This is a genomic window from Salipiger bermudensis, assembly GCF_019801965.1.
In the GTDB taxonomy this organism is placed as follows: Bacteria; Pseudomonadota; Alphaproteobacteria; order Rhodobacterales; family Rhodobacteraceae; genus Salipiger; species Salipiger bermudensis_A.
In genome coordinates this window covers 289,923-307,012 of the sequence record NZ_JAHVIA010000004.1, presented here as the reverse complement: position 1 = coordinate 307,012, position 17,090 = coordinate 289,923, and the positions used below count along the sequence as shown (strand labels likewise).

Below are 17,090 nucleotides of genomic sequence, written 5' to 3'. Positions count from 1 at the left end.
AAGGTCAGGCCCGCGTTGAGACGGGCGGTCAAAAAGTACGAGTGGGGCAGCAATCATGGCGACGTATACGGTCGATTTCTATCTATTCGACCCAACCGGCACCATTCCGACCACGAACGGCCAGAGCTTCGTCTGGAACGGCCCCGCCACGCGCGAGGGCACCGCTGTCATCACCGACAACGAGGCCGGCATCGAGGGCCAGACCCTCGACGACAACGCCGGGGGCGGCGAGACCGCGACCGCCGACGTCACCACCACCTCCGGCACCTCCACCGGCAGCGCGGTCGAGGCCGAAGACGTCTGGACCCTGCGCGACACGGTCACCGGCGAGACCTTCGAGGTCGTGCTCTTCTCGACCGACAGCGGCGCGGCGGCAGGCAGCTATACCCTGTCGGAGCAACCGCTTGTCGCGGGGCGCAGCTATGAGGTCGTGGCCTACGAGAGCGATTCCAACGCCGCCATCGGCGACGCCGCATTCACCTATGCCGAGTATCAGGACGGGGTGATCGACGGCACCGGCGGCAATGATCGCATCGACCTCGCCTATTCCGATCCGCAGGGAGAGCAGGTCGATGGCAGCGCGCTCGGACACGATGACAGCATCGCCGCGGGCGATGGCGCCGATACCGCCTATGGCGGCATGGGCAGCGACAGCATCGACGGCGGCAGCGGCAATGACGTGATCTACGGCGATTACGGCGACAGCGCTCCGGTCGAGACCATGGCCTGGACCGATATCGGCGGCAACGACACCGATGTCTCGGCAGGCTTCACCCAGACCACCGGCGACATCGACGTCACCTTCTCCTTCGTCAGCGACGGCGACAACGCCCCGACCTTCGAGATCGACACCGATTTCACCCAGTACCGGGCCCCGGGCGAGACTTTCTCGACCACCCACGCCCTGCTGCTGTCCGGCGCCGGCGACGGCGCCACCTCGACGACCACGATCGATTTCACCGCCGCAGCCGGCTCGGCTGCGGAGGACGCGGTTCAGAACCTCGCCTTCCGCATCAACGACATCGACTGGATCGACGCCAACCACCTCGATATCGTCACCGTCAACGCCTACGACGCCAACGGCAACCCGGTCACGGTGACGCTCACGCCCTCGGGTGGCGACACCGTCTCTGGCAACACCATCACCGCCAACCAGGTGACCGAAGATGCCGCCGATGCCGGCGGCTCGGTGCTGGTCGAGATCGCCGGACCGGTCTCCTCGGTCGAGATCATCTATTCCAACGCGCTCTCGGGCACGCAGGGCATCTGGGTCACCGACCTGCAATACTCGGCCATCCCCGACGGCACCAACAACGACAGCCTCTCCGGCGGCCTCGGCGACGATGCGCTCTACGGCGAGGCTGGCGACGACACGCTCGACGGCGGCGATGGCAACGACACGCTCGACGGCGGCGACGGCAATGACAGCCTGATCGGCGGCGACGGCGACGACCTGTTCTACGGCGGCACCGGCTCCGACACCTTCGAAGGCGGCGCGGGTGCCGACACCTTCGATGGCGGCTGGGGCCTCGACTACATCAGCTATGCCAACTCCGGCTCGGCGGTCTCGGTCAATCTCGGCAGCGGCACCTTCTCGGGCGGCGACGCCGAGGGCGACGTGAGCTGGGGCCGGATCGACGGCATCATCGGCTCGGATTACGACGACACCCTCACCGGCTATGACGGCCACGGCATGGATGCCGATGGCAGCTACTGGACCAACGTCATCCTCGGCGGTGCCGGCGACGACACCATCTCGGGTCTGACCGGGCGCGACTGGCTCGACGGCGGCGCCGACAATGACAGCATCGACGGCGGCGGTGATCAGGACACGATCTTCGGCGGCGCGGGTGACGATTTCATTGCCGGCGGCACGGGGGCCGACAACGTCTATGGCGACGGCGGTAACGACACCATCGAGGTCTCGCATGGCGACACCGTCGATGGCGGCGATGGCGACGACCTGTTCCGCCTCGTCGATCTCGGCGAGACCCCAGGCGGCACGATCTATATCGAGGGCCAGACCACCGGCCAGAGCGGCGGCGACCGCCTGGATCTCAACCAGCTCGTCGACCGCACCACGCTCAACATCACCGACAACACCGGCGGCGAACTCACCGGTACGGCGCAGATGTTCGACGGCACCACTGTCAGCTTCTCAAACATCGACAGCATCATCTGCTTCACCCCCGGCACCCTGATCCGCACCGCCACCGGCCTGCGCCCGGTTGAGACGCTGCGCCCCGGCGATCTGCTGATCACCCGCGACGCAGGCCCCCGGCCGCTGCGCTGGGTCGGCTCGCGCGAGGTCGTTGCCACCGGCAGCCTCGCCCCGGTGCGCGTGCCGGGAGGCCCCCGCCCGCTGCTGGTCTCACCGCAGCACCGGATGCTTCTGAGCGACTATCGTGCCGAGCTGCTCTTCGGCGAGCGCGAGGTCTTCGTCAGCGCCACGCACCTGGCCGAGTACGGCGCCGCCGAGACCATTGCCGGCGGCACCGTCACCTACATCCACCTGCTGCTGGATTGTCACCACGTGATCGAGGCCGAGGGGCTCGCCACCGAGAGCTTCCATCTTGGATCCACCGGGCTCGAGACGCTCTCCGAGGCCGGCCGCGCCAGCCTGTTCGCGGCCCTGCCCGACCTGCGCGCCGATCCCGACCGCTTCGGCCCCACCGCGCGCCGCTGTCTGCGCCGCCACGAGGTGCGCTCGCTGCTCGAATGGCGCGACGGGCTCAAGCTGATCGCCGCCTGAGCCGCACCGCGCTCAGCGCTGCTCGGCCGCTGTCGCGGCCCAGCCGTCCACCACCTCGGCAAGCCGGCCCCAGTCGGTGTATTCCCGGTCCGCCTTGGGATCGACCTTCTGGCCATGCTGCGACGCGATCCAGCGCATCGCCCACGACTTGAAGAAATCATACTCCCCGAAGCGGAACGCGCCCGCCACCTGCTCGATTCGCCCCGGCCGCCAGCCGAACTCCGCCACGGTCTTGTCGGCGATCTCCCGCAGCTCCTGCCATTCCTCGGCATCCTGCCCCGCCGCCGCCAGCGAGACCTGCAGGTAGAGCACCGGCATCCGCGCCAGCGCAGCCGCGTGGTCCTGCGCGAAGGCGATCAGCTCCGACTGCAGCAGCCCGATATGCACCGAGCCCGCCAGCACCGCGGCGTCGAACCGCGCGGGCTCCAGCCCCTCGGCATCGCCGACGTTGAGCAGCTCGACACTGTGTCCCGCCGCCACCAGCCTGTCACTGGCAAAGCGGCAGATCCTGCGGGTCTGGCCCTCGGTGGTCGCGTAAGCAATCAGTATGCGCATGGTTCGGCTCCTCTCCCCGGTTCCGGGGCAAGCCTAGCAGCGCGCGACGCGGCCCGCCTTGCTCTGGCGCAAGCGGCGCCAGCCGGTGCGGATCAGGCCGAGATGCGCTGCGGCGCGCGGCGCGTGGCGGCGAAGTCGCGCACCGCGTTGCCGAAGGCCTCGAAGAGCGGTCGCGAGACCGGATCGTTGGCCGCGTCCCATTCCGGGTGCCACTGCACCGACAGGGTGAAGCCCGCCGCGCCCTTGACGTGGATCGCCTCGGGCGTGCCGTCGGGGGCGAAGCCCTCGATCTCGATGCGGCTGCCGGGGCGCTTGATGCCCTGCCCGTGCAGCGTGTTGGTCATCACCTCGGTGCTGCCGAAGAGCTTGTGGAAGCGGCCGCCCTCGGCCAGCGTCACCTTGTGGCGCAGCGCAAACTTCTCTTCCAGCGAGCCGTCCGGCGGCATGCGGTGGTTCATCCGCCCCGGCAGGTCGCGGATCTCGGGGTAGAGCGTGCCGCCCATCGCCACGTTGACCTCCTGGAAGCCGCGGCAGATGCCGAGGAAGGGCTGTCCGCGCTCGACGCATTGGCGCACGAGCGGCAGCACGATGGCGTCGCGCGCGCGGTCGAAGGCGCCATGCGCCTCGGTGGCCTCCTCGCCGTATTCCTCGGGATGCACGTTGGGCCGCCCGCCGGTGAGCAGGAAGCCGTCGCAGACCTCCATCAGCTCCTCGACCGAGACGAAGCGCGGGTCGGCGGCGATCAGCAGCGGCAGACAGCCCGAGACGCAGGAGACCGCCTCGGTGTTCATCTCCCCGCCCGCATGGGCCGGGTAGTGATCGTTCAGAAGGTGCTGGTTGCCGATGATGCCGACGACGGGGCGGGCCATGAAAACCTCTTTCTCGCTGCTGCTGCACCGCAACATAGTGCAGCAGCAGGGCTTACGAAAGGTGGCTCAGACCTCGGCGACCAGTCCGGCGGCCTCGACGCCCGCTTTCGCGGCAGTCGCATCGTTGTCGGAGCTGTCGCCGGTGACGCCCAGCGCGCCCATGACGCGGCCCTTGGAATCCTTGACCAATACGCCGCCCGGCACCGGGATCATCTGGCCGCCGAAGGCGCCGTTGGCGGCGGCGATGAAATAGGCCTGTGCCTCAGCGCGCGCCATCTGTGCACTGCCCGGCATGCCCAGCATCACGGCACCATAGGCCTTGCCCTGGGCGATCTGGAACCGCCCCGGGCTGGCGCCGTCCTGGCGCTCGAAGGCAATGACATGCCCGCCCGCGTCCAGCACCACGGCCGAGAGCGGGTTCAGCCCCATCTCCTTGCCCGTCTCGAAGGTCTTGCGGATCATCACCCGCGCCCGGCTCAGTGAAATTGCAGCCATCGATACTCTCCTCTGCGTCCCTGCATCTTCTCTGGTTCAAAAATACCTCGGGGTGAATGCCGCGCGCCCCGCGCGGCAGAGGGGCAGCGCCCCTCCCCCTCGTCCGCCGCCCTCGCGGACCGGCAGCCCTTGCTCACTCAAAACCACCGGCCCGCAGGGCCGGCGCTTTTCTTGCCCAACCTCTCTTGCCCGACCACCGGCCCGCAGGGCCGGCGCGCACCTCTCATCTCTCGGCCGGCGGCCCGCAGGGCCGCCGGCCGGGCCCCCCCGGCCGGGCGCCGCGGGCAAAGCCCGCGGCGCAATCCCTCGTCGCGCTCAGCCGGCCGCCTTCAGTTCGAGCCGGCGGCGGTGCAGAACCGGCTCGGTATAACCCGAAGGCTGCACCCGCCCCTCGAAGACCAGGTCGCAGGCGGCCTTGAAGGCCGGCCCGTCATAGCCCGGCGCCATCGGCCGGTAGGCCGCGTCGCCGGCATTCTGCCGGTCCACCACCTCGGCCATGCGCTTCATCACCGCCATGACCTCCGCCTCCGAGACCACGCCGTGATACAGCCAGTTGGCCAGGTGCTGCGAGGAGATCCGGCAGGTCGCGCGGTCTTCCATCAGCCCCACGTCGTGAATATCCGGCACCTTCGAGCAACCGACGCCCTGGTCGACCCAGCGCACCACGTAGCCCAGGATGCCCTGCGCGTTGTTCTCGATCTCCTCGCGGATCTCCGCGTCCGACCAGTTGGCACCCTCGGCCACCGGGATGCTCAGCAGGTCCTCGAGCGTGCCGCGCGGGCCCCCTGCGGCGATCTCCGCCTGACGCGCCAGCACGTCGACCGCGTGGTAATGCAGCGCGTGCAGCGTCGCGGCGGTGGGCGACGGCACCCAGGCGCAGTTGGCCCCCGCCTTCGGGTGGCCGATCTTGGCCTTCAGCATGTCCGCCATCAGATCCGGCATGGCCCACATGCCCTTGCCGATCTGCGCCTTGCCGCGCAGTCCGCAGGCGAGGCCGATATCGACGTTGCGATCCTCGTAGGAGGCGATCCAGGCGGTGCCCTTCATGTCGCCCTTGCGGATCATCGGGCCGGCTTCCATCACGCTGTGCATCTCGTCGCCGGTGCGGTCGAGGAAGCCGGTGTTGATGAAGGCCACGCGGTGCTTCGCGGCGCGGATGCATTCCTTGAGGTTGACGCTGGTGCGGCGTTCTTCGTCCATGATGCCGAGCTTCACGGTGTATTGCGGCAGGCCAAGCGCCGCTTCCACGAAGCTGAAGATCTCGTCCGCGAAGGCGACCTCCTCCGGCCCGTGCATCTTCGGCTTCACCACGTAGACCGAGCCCTTGACCGAGTTGCGCGGCCCTTCACTCTTCGACAGGTCATGCTTGGCGATCAGCGTGGTCACCATCGCGTCCATCAGCCCTTCGAAGATCTCCGAGCCGTCCTCCAGCAGGATCGCCGGGTTGGTCATCAGGTGGCCGACATTGCGCACCAGCATCATCGAACGCCCCTTGAGCACCAGCTCCGAGCCATCCGGCGCGCTGTAGACGCGGTCGCCATGCAGCTTCCGCGTGACCTGCTTGCCGCCCTTCTCGAATGTGTCGACCAGGTCGCCCTTCATCAGGCCGAGCCAGTTGCCATAGGCCAGCGCCTTCTCCTCGGCGTCGACGCAGGCGACCGAATCCTCGCAGTCCATGATCGCCGAGACCGCCGCCTCCATCAGCACATCCGCGAGCCCCGCCGCATCGGTCTTGCCGATGAAGTGGTCCCGGTCGATGACCAGCTCCACGTGCAGGCCGTTGTTGCGCAGCAGGATCGCCTCCGGCGCCTCCGCCGCGCCGCGGTAGCCGGCAAACTGCGCCGGGCTCAGCAGCGGCTTGCCCGAGACGCGCAGCGTCCCGCCCTCGACGGTATAGGCATCGGCACCGGCATGGCTGCCGCCATTGACCGGGAAGGTGGCGTCGAGGAAGGCCTTCGCCGCCTTGACCACCTCGCCGGCACGCGCCATGTCGAAGCCGCCCTTGCCCGGCAGCGAGCCCAGCGCGTCGGTGCCGTAATAGGCATCGTAGAGCGAGCCCCAGCGGGCATTGGCGGCGTTCAGCGCGTAGCGTGCATTGGTGATCGGCACCACGAGCTGCGGCCCGGGCACCGAGGCGAATTCCGGGTCGGTGTTCTGCGTCTCGATCTCGAAAGCGCCGCCCTCCGGCACGAGATAGCCGATCTCCTCGAGGAAGGCGCGGTAGGCCTGCACGTCATGCGCCTGGCCCTTGCGCGCCTTGTGCCAGTCGTCGAGCTGCGTCTGCAGGCGGTCGCGTTTCTCGAGCAGCGCCGCGTTGCGCGGGCCGAACCCATGCGCCAGCTCCGAGAGCTTCTCCCAGAACGTCTCCGCCGCCACGCCGCTGCCCGGCAGCGCCTTCTTTTCGAGGAAATCGAACAGAACACGGTCGATCTGAAGACCGTTGCGGGTGATGCGGTCGCTCATGGCAAGCCTCCTGGCAGGATTCGGGCAGTGGTAAGTTTCCCGACGTGTAGGAGAGTTTCCGATCGGAAACAAGTGCGGTCAGTTTATTTGACCAATTTAGGCACGCAGGGACACACCCCTTGCGCGGGGTGTGCCTGTTTCAGCCTGGAATGAGCCTGGACTCAGGCGGCGTCGCGATCCGCCTGCTGCCGCGCCCAGAGCTGGGCATAGCGCCCGCCGCGCGCCAGAAGCGCCTCGTGGGTGCCCTCCTCGACGACCTCGCCCTTCTCCAGGACGACGATGCGGTCGGCATCGGCGATCGTCGAGAGACGGTGCGCGATGGTGATCACCGTGCGGCCCTCGCCCGCGCGCTTCAGCGCGGTCTGGATCTCGGCTTCGGTCTCTGTGTCGAGCGCCGAGGTGGCCTCGTCGAGCAGCAGGATCGGCGGGTTCTTCAGCAGCGTGCGCGCGATGCCCACCCGCTGCTTCTCTCCGCCCGAGAGCTTCAGCCCGCGCTCGCCCACCTGGGTGTCGTAGCCCTCGGGCAGGCTCTGGATGAAATCGTGGATCTGCGCCGATTTCGCCGCCGCCACGATCTCGTCCTCGGTGGCGCCGTCACGGCCATAGGCGATGTTGTAGCGGATGGTGTCGTTGAACAGCACCGTGTCCTGCGGCACCACGCCGATGGCGCCGTGCAGGCTGTCCTGCGTGACGTCGCGCAGATCCTGACCGTCGATGCGGATCGCCCCGCCACCGACATCGTAGAACCGGAACAGCAGACGCCCGATGGTCGACTTTCCCGACCCAGAGGGCCCGACCAGCGCCACGTTCTGCCCCGCGCCCACCTCGAGCGAGACGCCCTTGAGGATCGGGCGCTCGGGATCGTAGCCGAAGCGCACCTCCTCGAAGCGCACCACGCCGCCCGCCACCGCGATGGCCGGCGCGCCGGGCCTGTCGGTGACATCACGCGGACTGTCGAGCAGGTCGAACATCTCGCCCATGTCGACGAGGCTCTGGCGGATCTCGCGATAGACCGTGCCGAGGAAGTTCAGCGGCATGGTGATCTGGATCATGTAGGCGTTGACCATCACGAAATCACCCACCGTCAGGGCGCCGTTCTCCACGCCAAGCGCCGCCATCACCATGACGATCACGAGCCCGGTGGTGATCAGGAAGGACTGGCCGAAATTGAGGAAGGCCAGCGAGGTCGCGGTCTTCACCGCCGCCGCCTCGTAGCCCTTCATGGCGGCGTCATAGCGCGCCGCCTCGCGCGCCTCGGCGCCGAAATACTTCACCGTCTCGAAGTTCAGCAGGCTGTCGATGGCCTTCTGGTTGGCGTCGGTGTCCTGCTGGTTCATCGTCCGGCGCAGCCGCACCCGCCACTCGGTGACCTTGAAGGTGAACCAGACATAGAGCGCGATGGTGACCACCACGACGGCGAGATACCAGACGTCGAAGAGGAAGAAGAGCACCCCCGCCACCAGCGTCAGCTCGATGATCAGCGGCCCGACGCTGAACAGCATGAAGCGCAGCAGGAACTCGACCCCCTTGACCCCGCGCTCGATGATCCGCGACAGCCCGCCGGTCTTGCGGCTGATGTGGTAGCGCAGCGACAGGCGGTGGATATGGGTGAAGGTCTCGAGCGCCAGCTGGCGCAGCGCGCGCTGGCCGACGCGGGCGAAGACACCGTCGCGGGCCTGCTGGAAGCCCACGGTCATCAGCCGCGCCAGCCCGTAGGCGATGGTCAGCCCGACCGCGCCCAGCATCAGGTCGGGGACCTCGCCCGAGAGGCTGTCGACGGCGCGCTTGTAGAGGATCGGCGTGCCCACGGCGATCAGCTTGGCGAGCAGCAGCAAGCCCAGCGCGATCACCACCCGGCGCTTCACCCAAGCCTGCCCCTCGGGCCAGAGATAGGGCCAGACGCGGCGAATGGTGCGCAGGCCCGAGCGACGTTCCTCGCGGGCGATCTCGGCGGTGGTCTCAGGCGGCATGGCAGGTCCGTGGTGGCGAGCTGTCCCGCCTGCCTTACCTTGCCGCGCCGCGGAGAACCAGACCACCCCCGGCCTCGGCGCGGGCCGGTCCAGCGTTGCAGGGGCGCTGCCCCTCTTGGCGCTACGCGCCAATTCACCCCGAGGTATTTGAAAACCAGAGAAGACAGGAGCGCCGCACCCCTGTCTTCTCTTCGTCAAAAATACTCCCGCCGGAGGCGTCCGGGCTCACCGCCCCGCGCCTTGGCCGGGCGAGCGGCGCAGGCTCACTCCGGAAGGTCGAAGATCTGGCCGGGATAGATCAGGTCCGGGTTGCGGATCTGGTCGCGGTTGGCCTCGAAGACCTTCACATAGGCGAGCCCCTCGCCGTAGCGGTCGCGGGCCAGCGCCCAGAGCGTGTGACCGGGCTGCACGGTGACCGCGGTAAGCGCGGCCTCGCCGGCATCCGCATCATCCGCGGCGGCGGCGAGCTTCGCCGGCTCCTCGCGCAGGAACGGGCTCTCGGCGCGGGCGGTGACGGCGCCGGCCTCGGAGAGTTGGTCGACGCGCAACGTGTAGGTGCCGCCCGCGACCTCGGGCAGATCGACCTGCCAGCGGCCGGATTCCGGCACTTCGGCGCTCGCGACGGCGCGGTTGTCGAGATAGATCCGCAGGCCGGCGGCACTGCTGCCGCGTCCCGACAGGGTCACCCCGCCCGTCTCGTCATAGGTGATGGCGTCGATGGCGACCTGCCCCTCGGGCAGCGCCTCGCCGCCCTGCAGAACCTCGACCCCGGCCTCGGTGGAGAGCAGGACGGCGGGAGCCGTCTCGGGCTCCGCGGCGGCAAGCGCGGCGGTCGCATCGGCTGCGGGAACGGGAACGGGAGCGGCGTCCGTCTCAGAGGCGGTGGCGCTCGCAACGCTGCCGGCCTCGGCGGCATCGCCGGCAGCCGGCGGTTCCGGCGTCTCGGAGGGCGGCGGCGGCGCGAGGATGACCTCTTCGCTCGAGGCGATCTCCTGCCCGTCGAGCTTCATGCTCAGACGCAGCACCCGCGGGTCGGCGGAGGGCGGCAGGTCGAGGAACATGGCAAACCGGCCCGAAGAATCGGCCGAGGCCACAGGCTGCGCCTCGCCATCGAGCAGCACCGAGACCTGCGCACCGGGCGCGGCGCTGCCGGCCACCAGCGTCTGCCCGCCGGGATCGGCGCGGACCAGGTCGAAACGCGGCGGCGCGGGCTCTGCCGGTGCCTCGGCGGGCGCGTCGGCGACCGCCTCGTCCGGGGTTGCGGCGCTTTCCGCGGGCTCGGCGGGAGCGGCCAAGGCATCCGGCGCCTCGGGTGCTGCCGGCGCCGAAGAGGCCAGCGCGGGCGCGGCGCCGTCCTCGCTGGTCTCCTCGACCGACGCGGTCTCGACCGGCGCGACGAGACTGAGCGGCCCAGTCTCCGGCCCGATCAGTCCGGCCAGATAAAGCAGTGCCGCCAGCGCCACCGCGCCCAGAATCCCCCAGCCAAGAGCCTTTGTCATCGTCGTGCTATCCATGTCCCCAAGTGACGCTGCAGCGCAGCGCTGTTGAGATGGTATAACAATCCCGTTATCAGGGGTCAAAACCGCAATTTTTTCCGAGTCTCAGCATGATCCACAAATCCGTCTGCGTCTACTGCGGCTCGCGCCCGGGACGCGCCGCCTCCTATACCGACGCCGCCGAGCAAATGGGCCGGGCGCTGGCCGCCGAGAACTGGCGGCTGGTCTACGGGGCCGGAGATGTCGGGCTGATGGGGGTCGTGGCGCGCGCGGCGCAGGCCAGCGGCGGCGAGACCTTCGGGGTGATCCCCACGCACCTGCTGCAGCGCGAGGTCGGCAAGACCGATCTCACCCGCTTCATCATCACCGAGACGATGCACGAGCGCAAGAAGGTCATGGTGATGAACGCCGATGCCATCGTGATGATGCCGGGCGGTGCCGGCAGTCTCGATGAGTTCTTCGAGGTGCTGACATGGCGCCAGCTCGGGCTGCACGACAAGCCCATCGTGCTGCTCGATGCCGATGGCTTCTGGGGTCCGCTCAAGTCGCTGCTGCATCACGTGGTCGACGAGGGCTTCGCCGACCATTCCTTGCTCGATTTCGTGCAAAGCGCCGAGACCGCCGACGGCGTGATGGAGATCCTGCGCCGCGCCTTGAGCTGAGCGCGAAGCGACACCGCCCTCCCGACGCGACACCGAGCGGCCCGCGGGCGGATCGTCGGCGGTCTGTCGCGCCTCACATGGCAATGGGCTCGGGGCGCGCCAGATGCGCGCCCCCTGCCCGGCCTCAGTCGGTCCGGCGCAGGGTGCTGCCGATCAGCTCTTCCGAGAACGGCACCGGCAGCGGATCGCGGCCCAGGCGGGCGCGGTAGACCGGCAGGCTTTCGGAGACCCGCATGACGTAGTTGCGGGTCTCGTTGAACGGAATCATCTCGATCCAGTCGACCACGTCGATCTCGCCCTTCCGCGGATCGCCGAACTGCTCCATCCAGCGGATCGGCCGCCCCGGCCCGGCATTGTAGCCCGCCGACATCATCACCACGTTGCCGTCGAAGCGATCCGAGAGCCGGGCGAGATAGGTCGAGCCGAGCCGTGCGTTGTAGGCCGGGTCGGAGGTCAGCCCGTCATGGGAATAGGCGATGTCGAGCCAACCGGATACCTCCCGCGCGGTGCCCGGCATCAGCTGCATCAGCCCGCGCGCCCCGGCATGGGAGACCACCGCCGGGTCGAACTCCGACTCGCGCCGCGCGATGGCGAGCACCATCTCCTTGGGCACCGGGAACTCGGTCGCGACCAGATCGGGATGCAGCGCGTAATACGGCCCCGGCAGCTCGACGCCGAAGCGCGCGGCGCGCTTGCCGACCATGACCTGCACATGCGGCCGGCCCATCTCGGCGAGCATGTCGCCTAGCTGGCCGATCTGCTGCCGGTCGAGCCCTTCCGCCAGGTGGGTGAGGAAGCGCTCGCCCAGCGTCAGCTCGCCCGACGCCAGCAGCAGGATCGCCGCCTTGTAGACGCTGCTCTCGGTGAAGGCGGCGCTGTTCCAGTCGGGGAATTCCTCGGTGCCGGCCAGTGCCGGGTTCGGAGCCACGCCCGCCTTCTCGGCAGCCAGGAGCCCGTAGAACGAGGTCTGCCAGCGGGCGCCCTGCTCGTAAGCGGTCTGCGCCGCCTCGGCGTTGCCCAGCGCCTCCTGCGCGCGGCCGGTCCAGTAGCCGGCACGGCCGAGCGAGATCGGCGTGTCGACCGCGCCGCCGTGGCCCTGGAAATGCGCCAGCGCGCGCTGCGGGTTGTCGAGGAAGCGCAGCGAGAGATAGCCCGCGAGCCACTCGAGCGCGGCAAAGTCCGAGCCTTCCGAGAGATGGTGCGTCGAGGCGACCTGGTAGGCCGTGCGATACTCGCCTTTCAGCATCAGCGAATGCGCAAGATCGTCGCGCCGTCCGGCCCAGGCCCACGGCTCGCCCAGCGTCTCGGCGCTCTTCGAATGCTCGAGCAGCAGCGCGATGGCATCATCGGTGCGGCCCTTGCGGACGCGCCAGAGGAAACGCTCATAGGCGAGGCCGGGGTGATCGCGCAGCGCCGCGGGCACCTTCTCGATCAGCCCGTCGACGCCGGGAGCCATGTCGCGCAGGGCGATTCGGGCCTCGGCCAGCGCGCGCCAGTCCTCGCTCACCAGCGGCAGGATGGCACGGGCGTTGGATTCCCAGCCCTGCCAGAGCGCCATGTCGAGCCGGGCCTCGTGGTGGGCTTTCAGCAGCTCGCCCCATTGCGACAGGAAGCTCGAGCGCTCCTCGGAGGACAGCGCCAGCGTGCGCCACGCCAGCACGACCTCGGCCTCCGCCGCGCCGCGCTCGCCCTCGGCCATGTAGCTGCGCGCCAGCGCCAGCGCGCCGGCGCCGGTCTGCGGGCGGTAGCCGTCGAAGAAGGCGCGGATGACGGCGTTGTCGCCGGATTCAGAGATCGCGATCTCGCTCTTCTCGCGCAGGTAGGGCATGCCCGGCCAGTCGGGGTTGCGCTCGATGAATGCCATGATCTGCGCGGGGTCGCCGCGGCTGGCGCGCAGGTAGTGCCAGAGGATCACGTCGAGCGCCGGCTGGCCGTCGCCGCGCGAATCGATCAGCGCCGCGGCCCAGTTGCCCTCGCGCATGGCCTGCATGGCTTCAGCCAGCGGACGGTCGGCCCTTGCGGCAGTGGGAAGAGCGGCCGGGATGCCCAGCGTAAGCGAGAGGAGGATGGCCCAGAGGCGCGACATGAGCTTGCAATTTCCGATCTGAAAAGGAATAGACGCGCTCCAGAGGATATCGCGCGCCATGTGGGCTTCAATTCACATTCCCTTCAGGCTGGCGAAGATCCACGGAGAGAACGTTAACACACAAGAGGAGCGTGTCATGTTGAAAGGTTCTATGCCTGCCCTGGTCACGCCGTTTAAAGACGGCGCAGTGGACTTCGACACGCTCAAACGGCTGGTCGAGTGGCATATCGAGCAGGGCAGCCACGGGCTCGTGCCCGTCGGCACCACCGGCGAGAGCCCGACCCTGACCCACAAGGAACACGAGGCGGTGATCGAATGCGTCGTCACCGCGGTGGCGGGGCGCATTCCGGTGGTCGCCGGGGCCGGCTCCAACAACACCGACGAGGCGATCCGCTTCGTGCAGTTCGCCGAGAAGGTCGGTGCCGATGCCGCGCTCGTGGTCACGCCCTATTACAACAAGCCGACCCAGGCCGGGCTGATCGCGCATTTCACCGCGCTGCACGACTGCGCCAATATCCCGATCGTGATCTACAACATCCCCGGCCGCTCGGCGGTGGACATGACGCCCGCCACCATGGGCGAGCTGGCCAAGCTGCCGCGCATCATCGGCGTAAAGGATGCCACCGGCGATCTGGCGCGGGTCTGCGCCCAGCGCATCACCTGCGGGCCCGACTTCCTGCAGATCTCCGGCGAGGACGCCACCGCGCATGGCTTCAACGCCCAGGGCGGCGTCGGCTGCATCTCGGTGACGGCGAATGCCGCCCCGGCGCTGTGCTCGCAGCTGCAGGAGGCGACGCTGGCCGGCGATTACGGCAAGGCGCTCACCATCCAGGACCGGCTGATGCCGCTGCACCAGGCGATCTTCGCCGAGCCCGGCCTCTGCGGCGCGAAATACGCCATGTCGCGCCTCGGGCTCTGCGATGAAGAGATGCGCCTGCCGCTGCTGCCGGTGACCGAGCCGGTGCGCGCCCGCATCGACGATGCGCTGCGCCATGCCGGCCTGCTGAACTGAGCCGGCATGTTGCCGCGCACGCGGCCGCAAAGATAGGAAACGGCCGGGCATGTCCCGGCCGTTTGCATTTCAAGACCTTGCCATCACAAGGAATCCTGCGCAGCCTGCCGGAAACTCTGGAGAGGAGCGCCCATGCGGTTCCTGGCAGTCCTGTTCGCCTTTCTCGCCCCCGCCGGTGCGGTCAGCGCGGGCGACGATGAAGAGCGCGCCCTGCGCATGCTGCTGTCGCGCGGCGGCGAAGAGGTCGCGATGGCCCCGGCCTTTCTCGACAGCGTGCCGCCCGAGACCCTCGCGCAGGTTCTCGACGGGCTGAGCAGCGCCATCGGCCCGGTCGCCCGGATCGACGGCAAGGGGCGCGACTACGTGGTGCAGTCTGACACCCACCGGCTGCCCGCCCGCATCGCCTTCGACGCCGAGGGCCGGGTCTCGACGCTCTGGTTCGGCGCGCCGGAGCCGCGCGTCACCGATCTCGCCAGCGCCGAGGCGCTGCTGAACGAGCTCGGGGAAGACGTCGCCTGGCTCGCCACACGCGACGGCACGGTGATCTCAGAGCAACGTGCGGCCGAGCCGCTCGCCGTGGGCTCGGCCTTCAAGATCGGCGTGCTGGCGGCGTTGGTCGAGGAAATCGAGGCCGGGCGCCGCGACTGGACCGATGTGGTGCGGCTGGAAGAGCGCCACCGCTCGCTGCCCTCGGGGCGGATGCAGGACTTCCCCGACGATTCGCCGGTAACGCTGCACAGCGCCGCTCTCGCGATGATCGCCGAGAGCGACAACACCGCCTCCGACCTGCTGATCGACCTGCTGGGCCACGCGCCCGTGGCCGCACAGCTCGGGATCGCCCCGGAAGAGCTGCTGACCACCCGCGAATTCTTCGCCCTCAAGGCCGATGCCGACCGCCGCGCCGACTGGCTCGCCGCCGCCCCCGCAGGCAAACCCGCCATCGCCGCCAGCGCCGCCGAGACCCTGCCCGCCATCGAGGCGGTCATGGGCCCGCACGATGCGGGGCTCGAATGGTATCTCCCGCTCGACCGGCTCTGCGCTCTGGGCAGCCCGCTGGCCGCGCTACCGATGATGCAGGTCAATCCCGGCCCCGTCGTCGCGCAATCGGGCCTCTGGCAGAGCATCTCCTACAAGGGCGGCTCCGAGACCGGCGTGCTCAACTTCACCGCCTGGCTCACCGACACCGAAGGCCGGCAGCATTGCGTGGCGCTGACCGTCAACGATCCCGGCGCGATCCCCGAGACCACCGCGATCGCCGCCTTTGGCGCCTTCCTGCGCAGCCTGCACGGGCAGTCCTGAGCCGTGGCTTTCCATCCGGGCCCGCACAGGCTAGATCGGGGCGCGCAGGCAAGACCGGGGAAGACAGCATGAAGACAGTGGCCTGGGTAGCGTTGATTACCCTCGTTCTCGACCAGCTCAGCAAGTGGCTGGTGGTGCATGTGATGTCGCTCGACAGCCGGCTCGCAATCGACGTGCTGCCGCCGTTCCTGAATTTCCGCATGGCATGGAACTACGGCATCAATTTCGGTCTGCTCAACGGCGGCACCGAGGCCACAAAGTGGATCCTGATCTCGGTGGCGCTGGGCATCGTGCTCTTCGTGCTGGTCTGGCTGCGCCGCGACCCGCCGGGCCGGCTCGGACTGGTCTCGGGCGGGCTGCTGATCGGCGGCGCGCTGGGCAACGTGATCGACCGCCTGCTCTACGGCGCGGTGGCGGATTTTCTCAACATGTCATGCTGCGGCATCGACAACCCCTTCGCCTTCAACGTCGCCGACATCGCGATCTTCGCCGGGGCGCTCGGGCTGGTCTTCGCGCCCGGCGGCGGCAAGAAGGCCGGGAAAAACGGCTCGTGACGACGCGGGCTCGATACGTTAAAGCAGACACAGGCAAGAACCGGAGAATGGCAATGAAGCTGTCGCAGGTCATGATCGTGATGGGGCTGATGGGTCTCGCCGGCTGTTCGTCGGGCGAGCGGGACATCCGCCTGCACTACCTCAAGACCAACAGTGGCACGCCAGAGGAATTCGCCATCGTCCCGAACAAGCCGCTCGAGACGCCCCCGGCGATGAACGCCCTGCCGGTGCCCACCCCCGGCAGCGCCAACCGCACCGACCAGAATCCCAAGGCCGATGCCGTCGCCGCGCTGGGCGGCAACCCGGCGCGCCTCAACGAGGGCGGCAGCCCCGCTGGCAATGGTGCGCTGCTGCAGCGCGCGGGCCGCTACGGCACCGACCCCAACATCCGCGCCGAACTGGCCGTCGCCGATCTCGAGTACCGCAAGCGCAAGTCGCGCTTCAGCTGGAAGGTCGTGCCGCAAGACGAGTATTACGACGCCTATCGCGAGCAGTGGCTCAACAGCTACGACGCGCTCGAAGCCTATCGCCGCGCCGGCATCGAGACGCCTTCCGCCCCGCCGGAAGGCTGGAACGACTGAGCCAGGCCGGGTTTCCCTCCGGCGCCCGAGACCTGCCACCGCAGCGCAGGCGCCTCCCGGTCCGACCCTAGGCGCCCCCGACGCCAGCCCGAGATCGACCCTGCGGACCACCGCTTTCAGTCCGCCGGGTCGGACGATCCCTCTCAACATGTCGCCAGCCCACCGTAGAGCGCTCGCCGAGCGCCCACCCGGTCTCTTCCCATCCCGCCGAGCCATCACGAATCCGCAAGGCCGGCTTGAATAGCCGACAACTCCGCGTAGTTTCTTCTGACCTAGGGATCAGACCGGGATACTGC

At 68.8% G+C, this 17,090-nt stretch carries 13 protein-coding genes; 6 read left to right on the top strand and 7 right to left on the bottom strand.

Features of this window, described 5'->3' with window-relative positions; genetic code table 11:
- Nucleotides 1-55 precede the first annotated feature (55 nt).
- On the top strand, nt 56-2,752 hold the full coding sequence (locus tag KUV62_RS10925; RefSeq protein ID WP_222603722.1) for a Hint domain-containing protein: 2,697 nt from the start codon (nt 56-58) through the stop codon (nt 2,750-2,752).
- A 12-nt stretch (nt 2,753-2,764) separates the two neighbouring features.
- On the opposite strand, the gene KUV62_RS10920 is transcribed toward KUV62_RS10925, so the two are convergent.
- The 6 genes from KUV62_RS10920 to KUV62_RS10895 all read right to left on the bottom strand — a co-directional run bounded on the left by KUV62_RS10920 (nt 2,765) and on the right by KUV62_RS10895 (nt 10,603).
- Nucleotides 2,765-3,307 (bottom strand): flavodoxin domain-containing protein, encoded by a 543-nt coding sequence (locus tag KUV62_RS10920; RefSeq protein WP_222603721.1) that lies wholly within the window; start codon nt 3,305-3,307, stop codon nt 2,765-2,767.
- 92 nt (nt 3,308-3,399) lie between these two features.
- Nucleotides 3,400-4,176: a gamma-glutamyl-gamma-aminobutyrate hydrolase family protein gene (locus KUV62_RS10915; RefSeq protein WP_222603720.1), complete on the bottom strand. Its 777-nt coding sequence runs from the start codon at nt 4,174-4,176 to the stop codon at nt 3,400-3,402.
- 66 nt (nt 4,177-4,242) lie between these two features.
- On the bottom strand, nt 4,243-4,671 hold the full coding sequence (locus KUV62_RS10910; RefSeq protein WP_207074495.1) for a GlcG/HbpS family heme-binding protein: 429 nt from the start codon (nt 4,669-4,671) through the stop codon (nt 4,243-4,245).
- Between the two features lie 315 nt (nt 4,672-4,986).
- Nucleotides 4,987-7,134, bottom strand: a complete 2,148-nt coding sequence (locus KUV62_RS10905; protein ID WP_222603719.1) for a malate synthase G — start codon at nt 7,132-7,134, stop codon at nt 4,987-4,989.
- 161 nt (nt 7,135-7,295) lie between these two features.
- Complete coding sequence (locus tag KUV62_RS10900) at nt 7,296-9,104, bottom strand: ABCB family ABC transporter ATP-binding protein/permease (protein WP_222603718.1); 1,809 nt, start codon at nt 9,102-9,104, stop codon at nt 7,296-7,298.
- A 263-nt stretch (nt 9,105-9,367) separates the two neighbouring features.
- The gene (locus KUV62_RS10895) at nt 9,368-10,603 is read right to left on the bottom strand and encodes a LysM peptidoglycan-binding domain-containing protein (RefSeq protein ID WP_222603717.1); all 1,236 of its coding nucleotides are present in this window, start codon (nt 10,601-10,603) and stop codon (nt 9,368-9,370) included.
- A gap of 107 nt (nt 10,604-10,710) precedes the next feature.
- Between KUV62_RS10895 and KUV62_RS10890 the strand changes: the two genes are divergently transcribed.
- A complete protein-coding gene (locus KUV62_RS10890) occupies nt 10,711-11,262 on the top strand; it encodes a TIGR00730 family Rossman fold protein (protein ID WP_222603716.1) in 552 nt (183 codons plus the stop codon).
- A 124-nt stretch (nt 11,263-11,386) separates the two neighbouring features.
- Here the strand turns inward: KUV62_RS10890 and KUV62_RS10885 are convergent, their stop codons facing one another.
- The gene (locus KUV62_RS10885) at nt 11,387-13,348 is read right to left on the bottom strand and encodes a lytic transglycosylase domain-containing protein (RefSeq protein WP_222603715.1); all 1,962 of its coding nucleotides are present in this window, start codon (nt 13,346-13,348) and stop codon (nt 11,387-11,389) included.
- 136 nt (nt 13,349-13,484) lie between these two features.
- Here KUV62_RS10885 and dapA point away from each other — a divergent pair, with 136 nt between their 5' ends.
- The 4 genes from dapA (at nt 13,485) to KUV62_RS10865 (ending at nt 16,794) form a co-directional block, all read left to right on the top strand.
- A complete protein-coding gene (gene dapA / locus KUV62_RS10880; protein WP_222603714.1) occupies nt 13,485-14,360 on the top strand; it encodes a 4-hydroxy-tetrahydrodipicolinate synthase in 876 nt (291 codons plus the stop codon).
- A gap of 132 nt (nt 14,361-14,492) precedes the next feature.
- The gene (locus tag KUV62_RS10875) at nt 14,493-15,659 is read left to right on the top strand and encodes a serine hydrolase (protein WP_222603713.1); all 1,167 of its coding nucleotides are present in this window, start codon (nt 14,493-14,495) and stop codon (nt 15,657-15,659) included.
- Between the two features lie 68 nt (nt 15,660-15,727).
- Nucleotides 15,728-16,213, top strand: coding sequence for a signal peptidase II (gene lspA / locus KUV62_RS10870; protein WP_222603712.1), 486 nt, complete (start codon nt 15,728-15,730; stop codon nt 16,211-16,213).
- Between the two features lie 53 nt (nt 16,214-16,266).
- Nucleotides 16,267-16,794, top strand: coding sequence for a DUF3035 domain-containing protein (locus KUV62_RS10865; protein ID WP_315901579.1), 528 nt, complete (start codon nt 16,267-16,269; stop codon nt 16,792-16,794).
- Nucleotides 16,795-17,090: the final 296 nt, after the last annotated feature.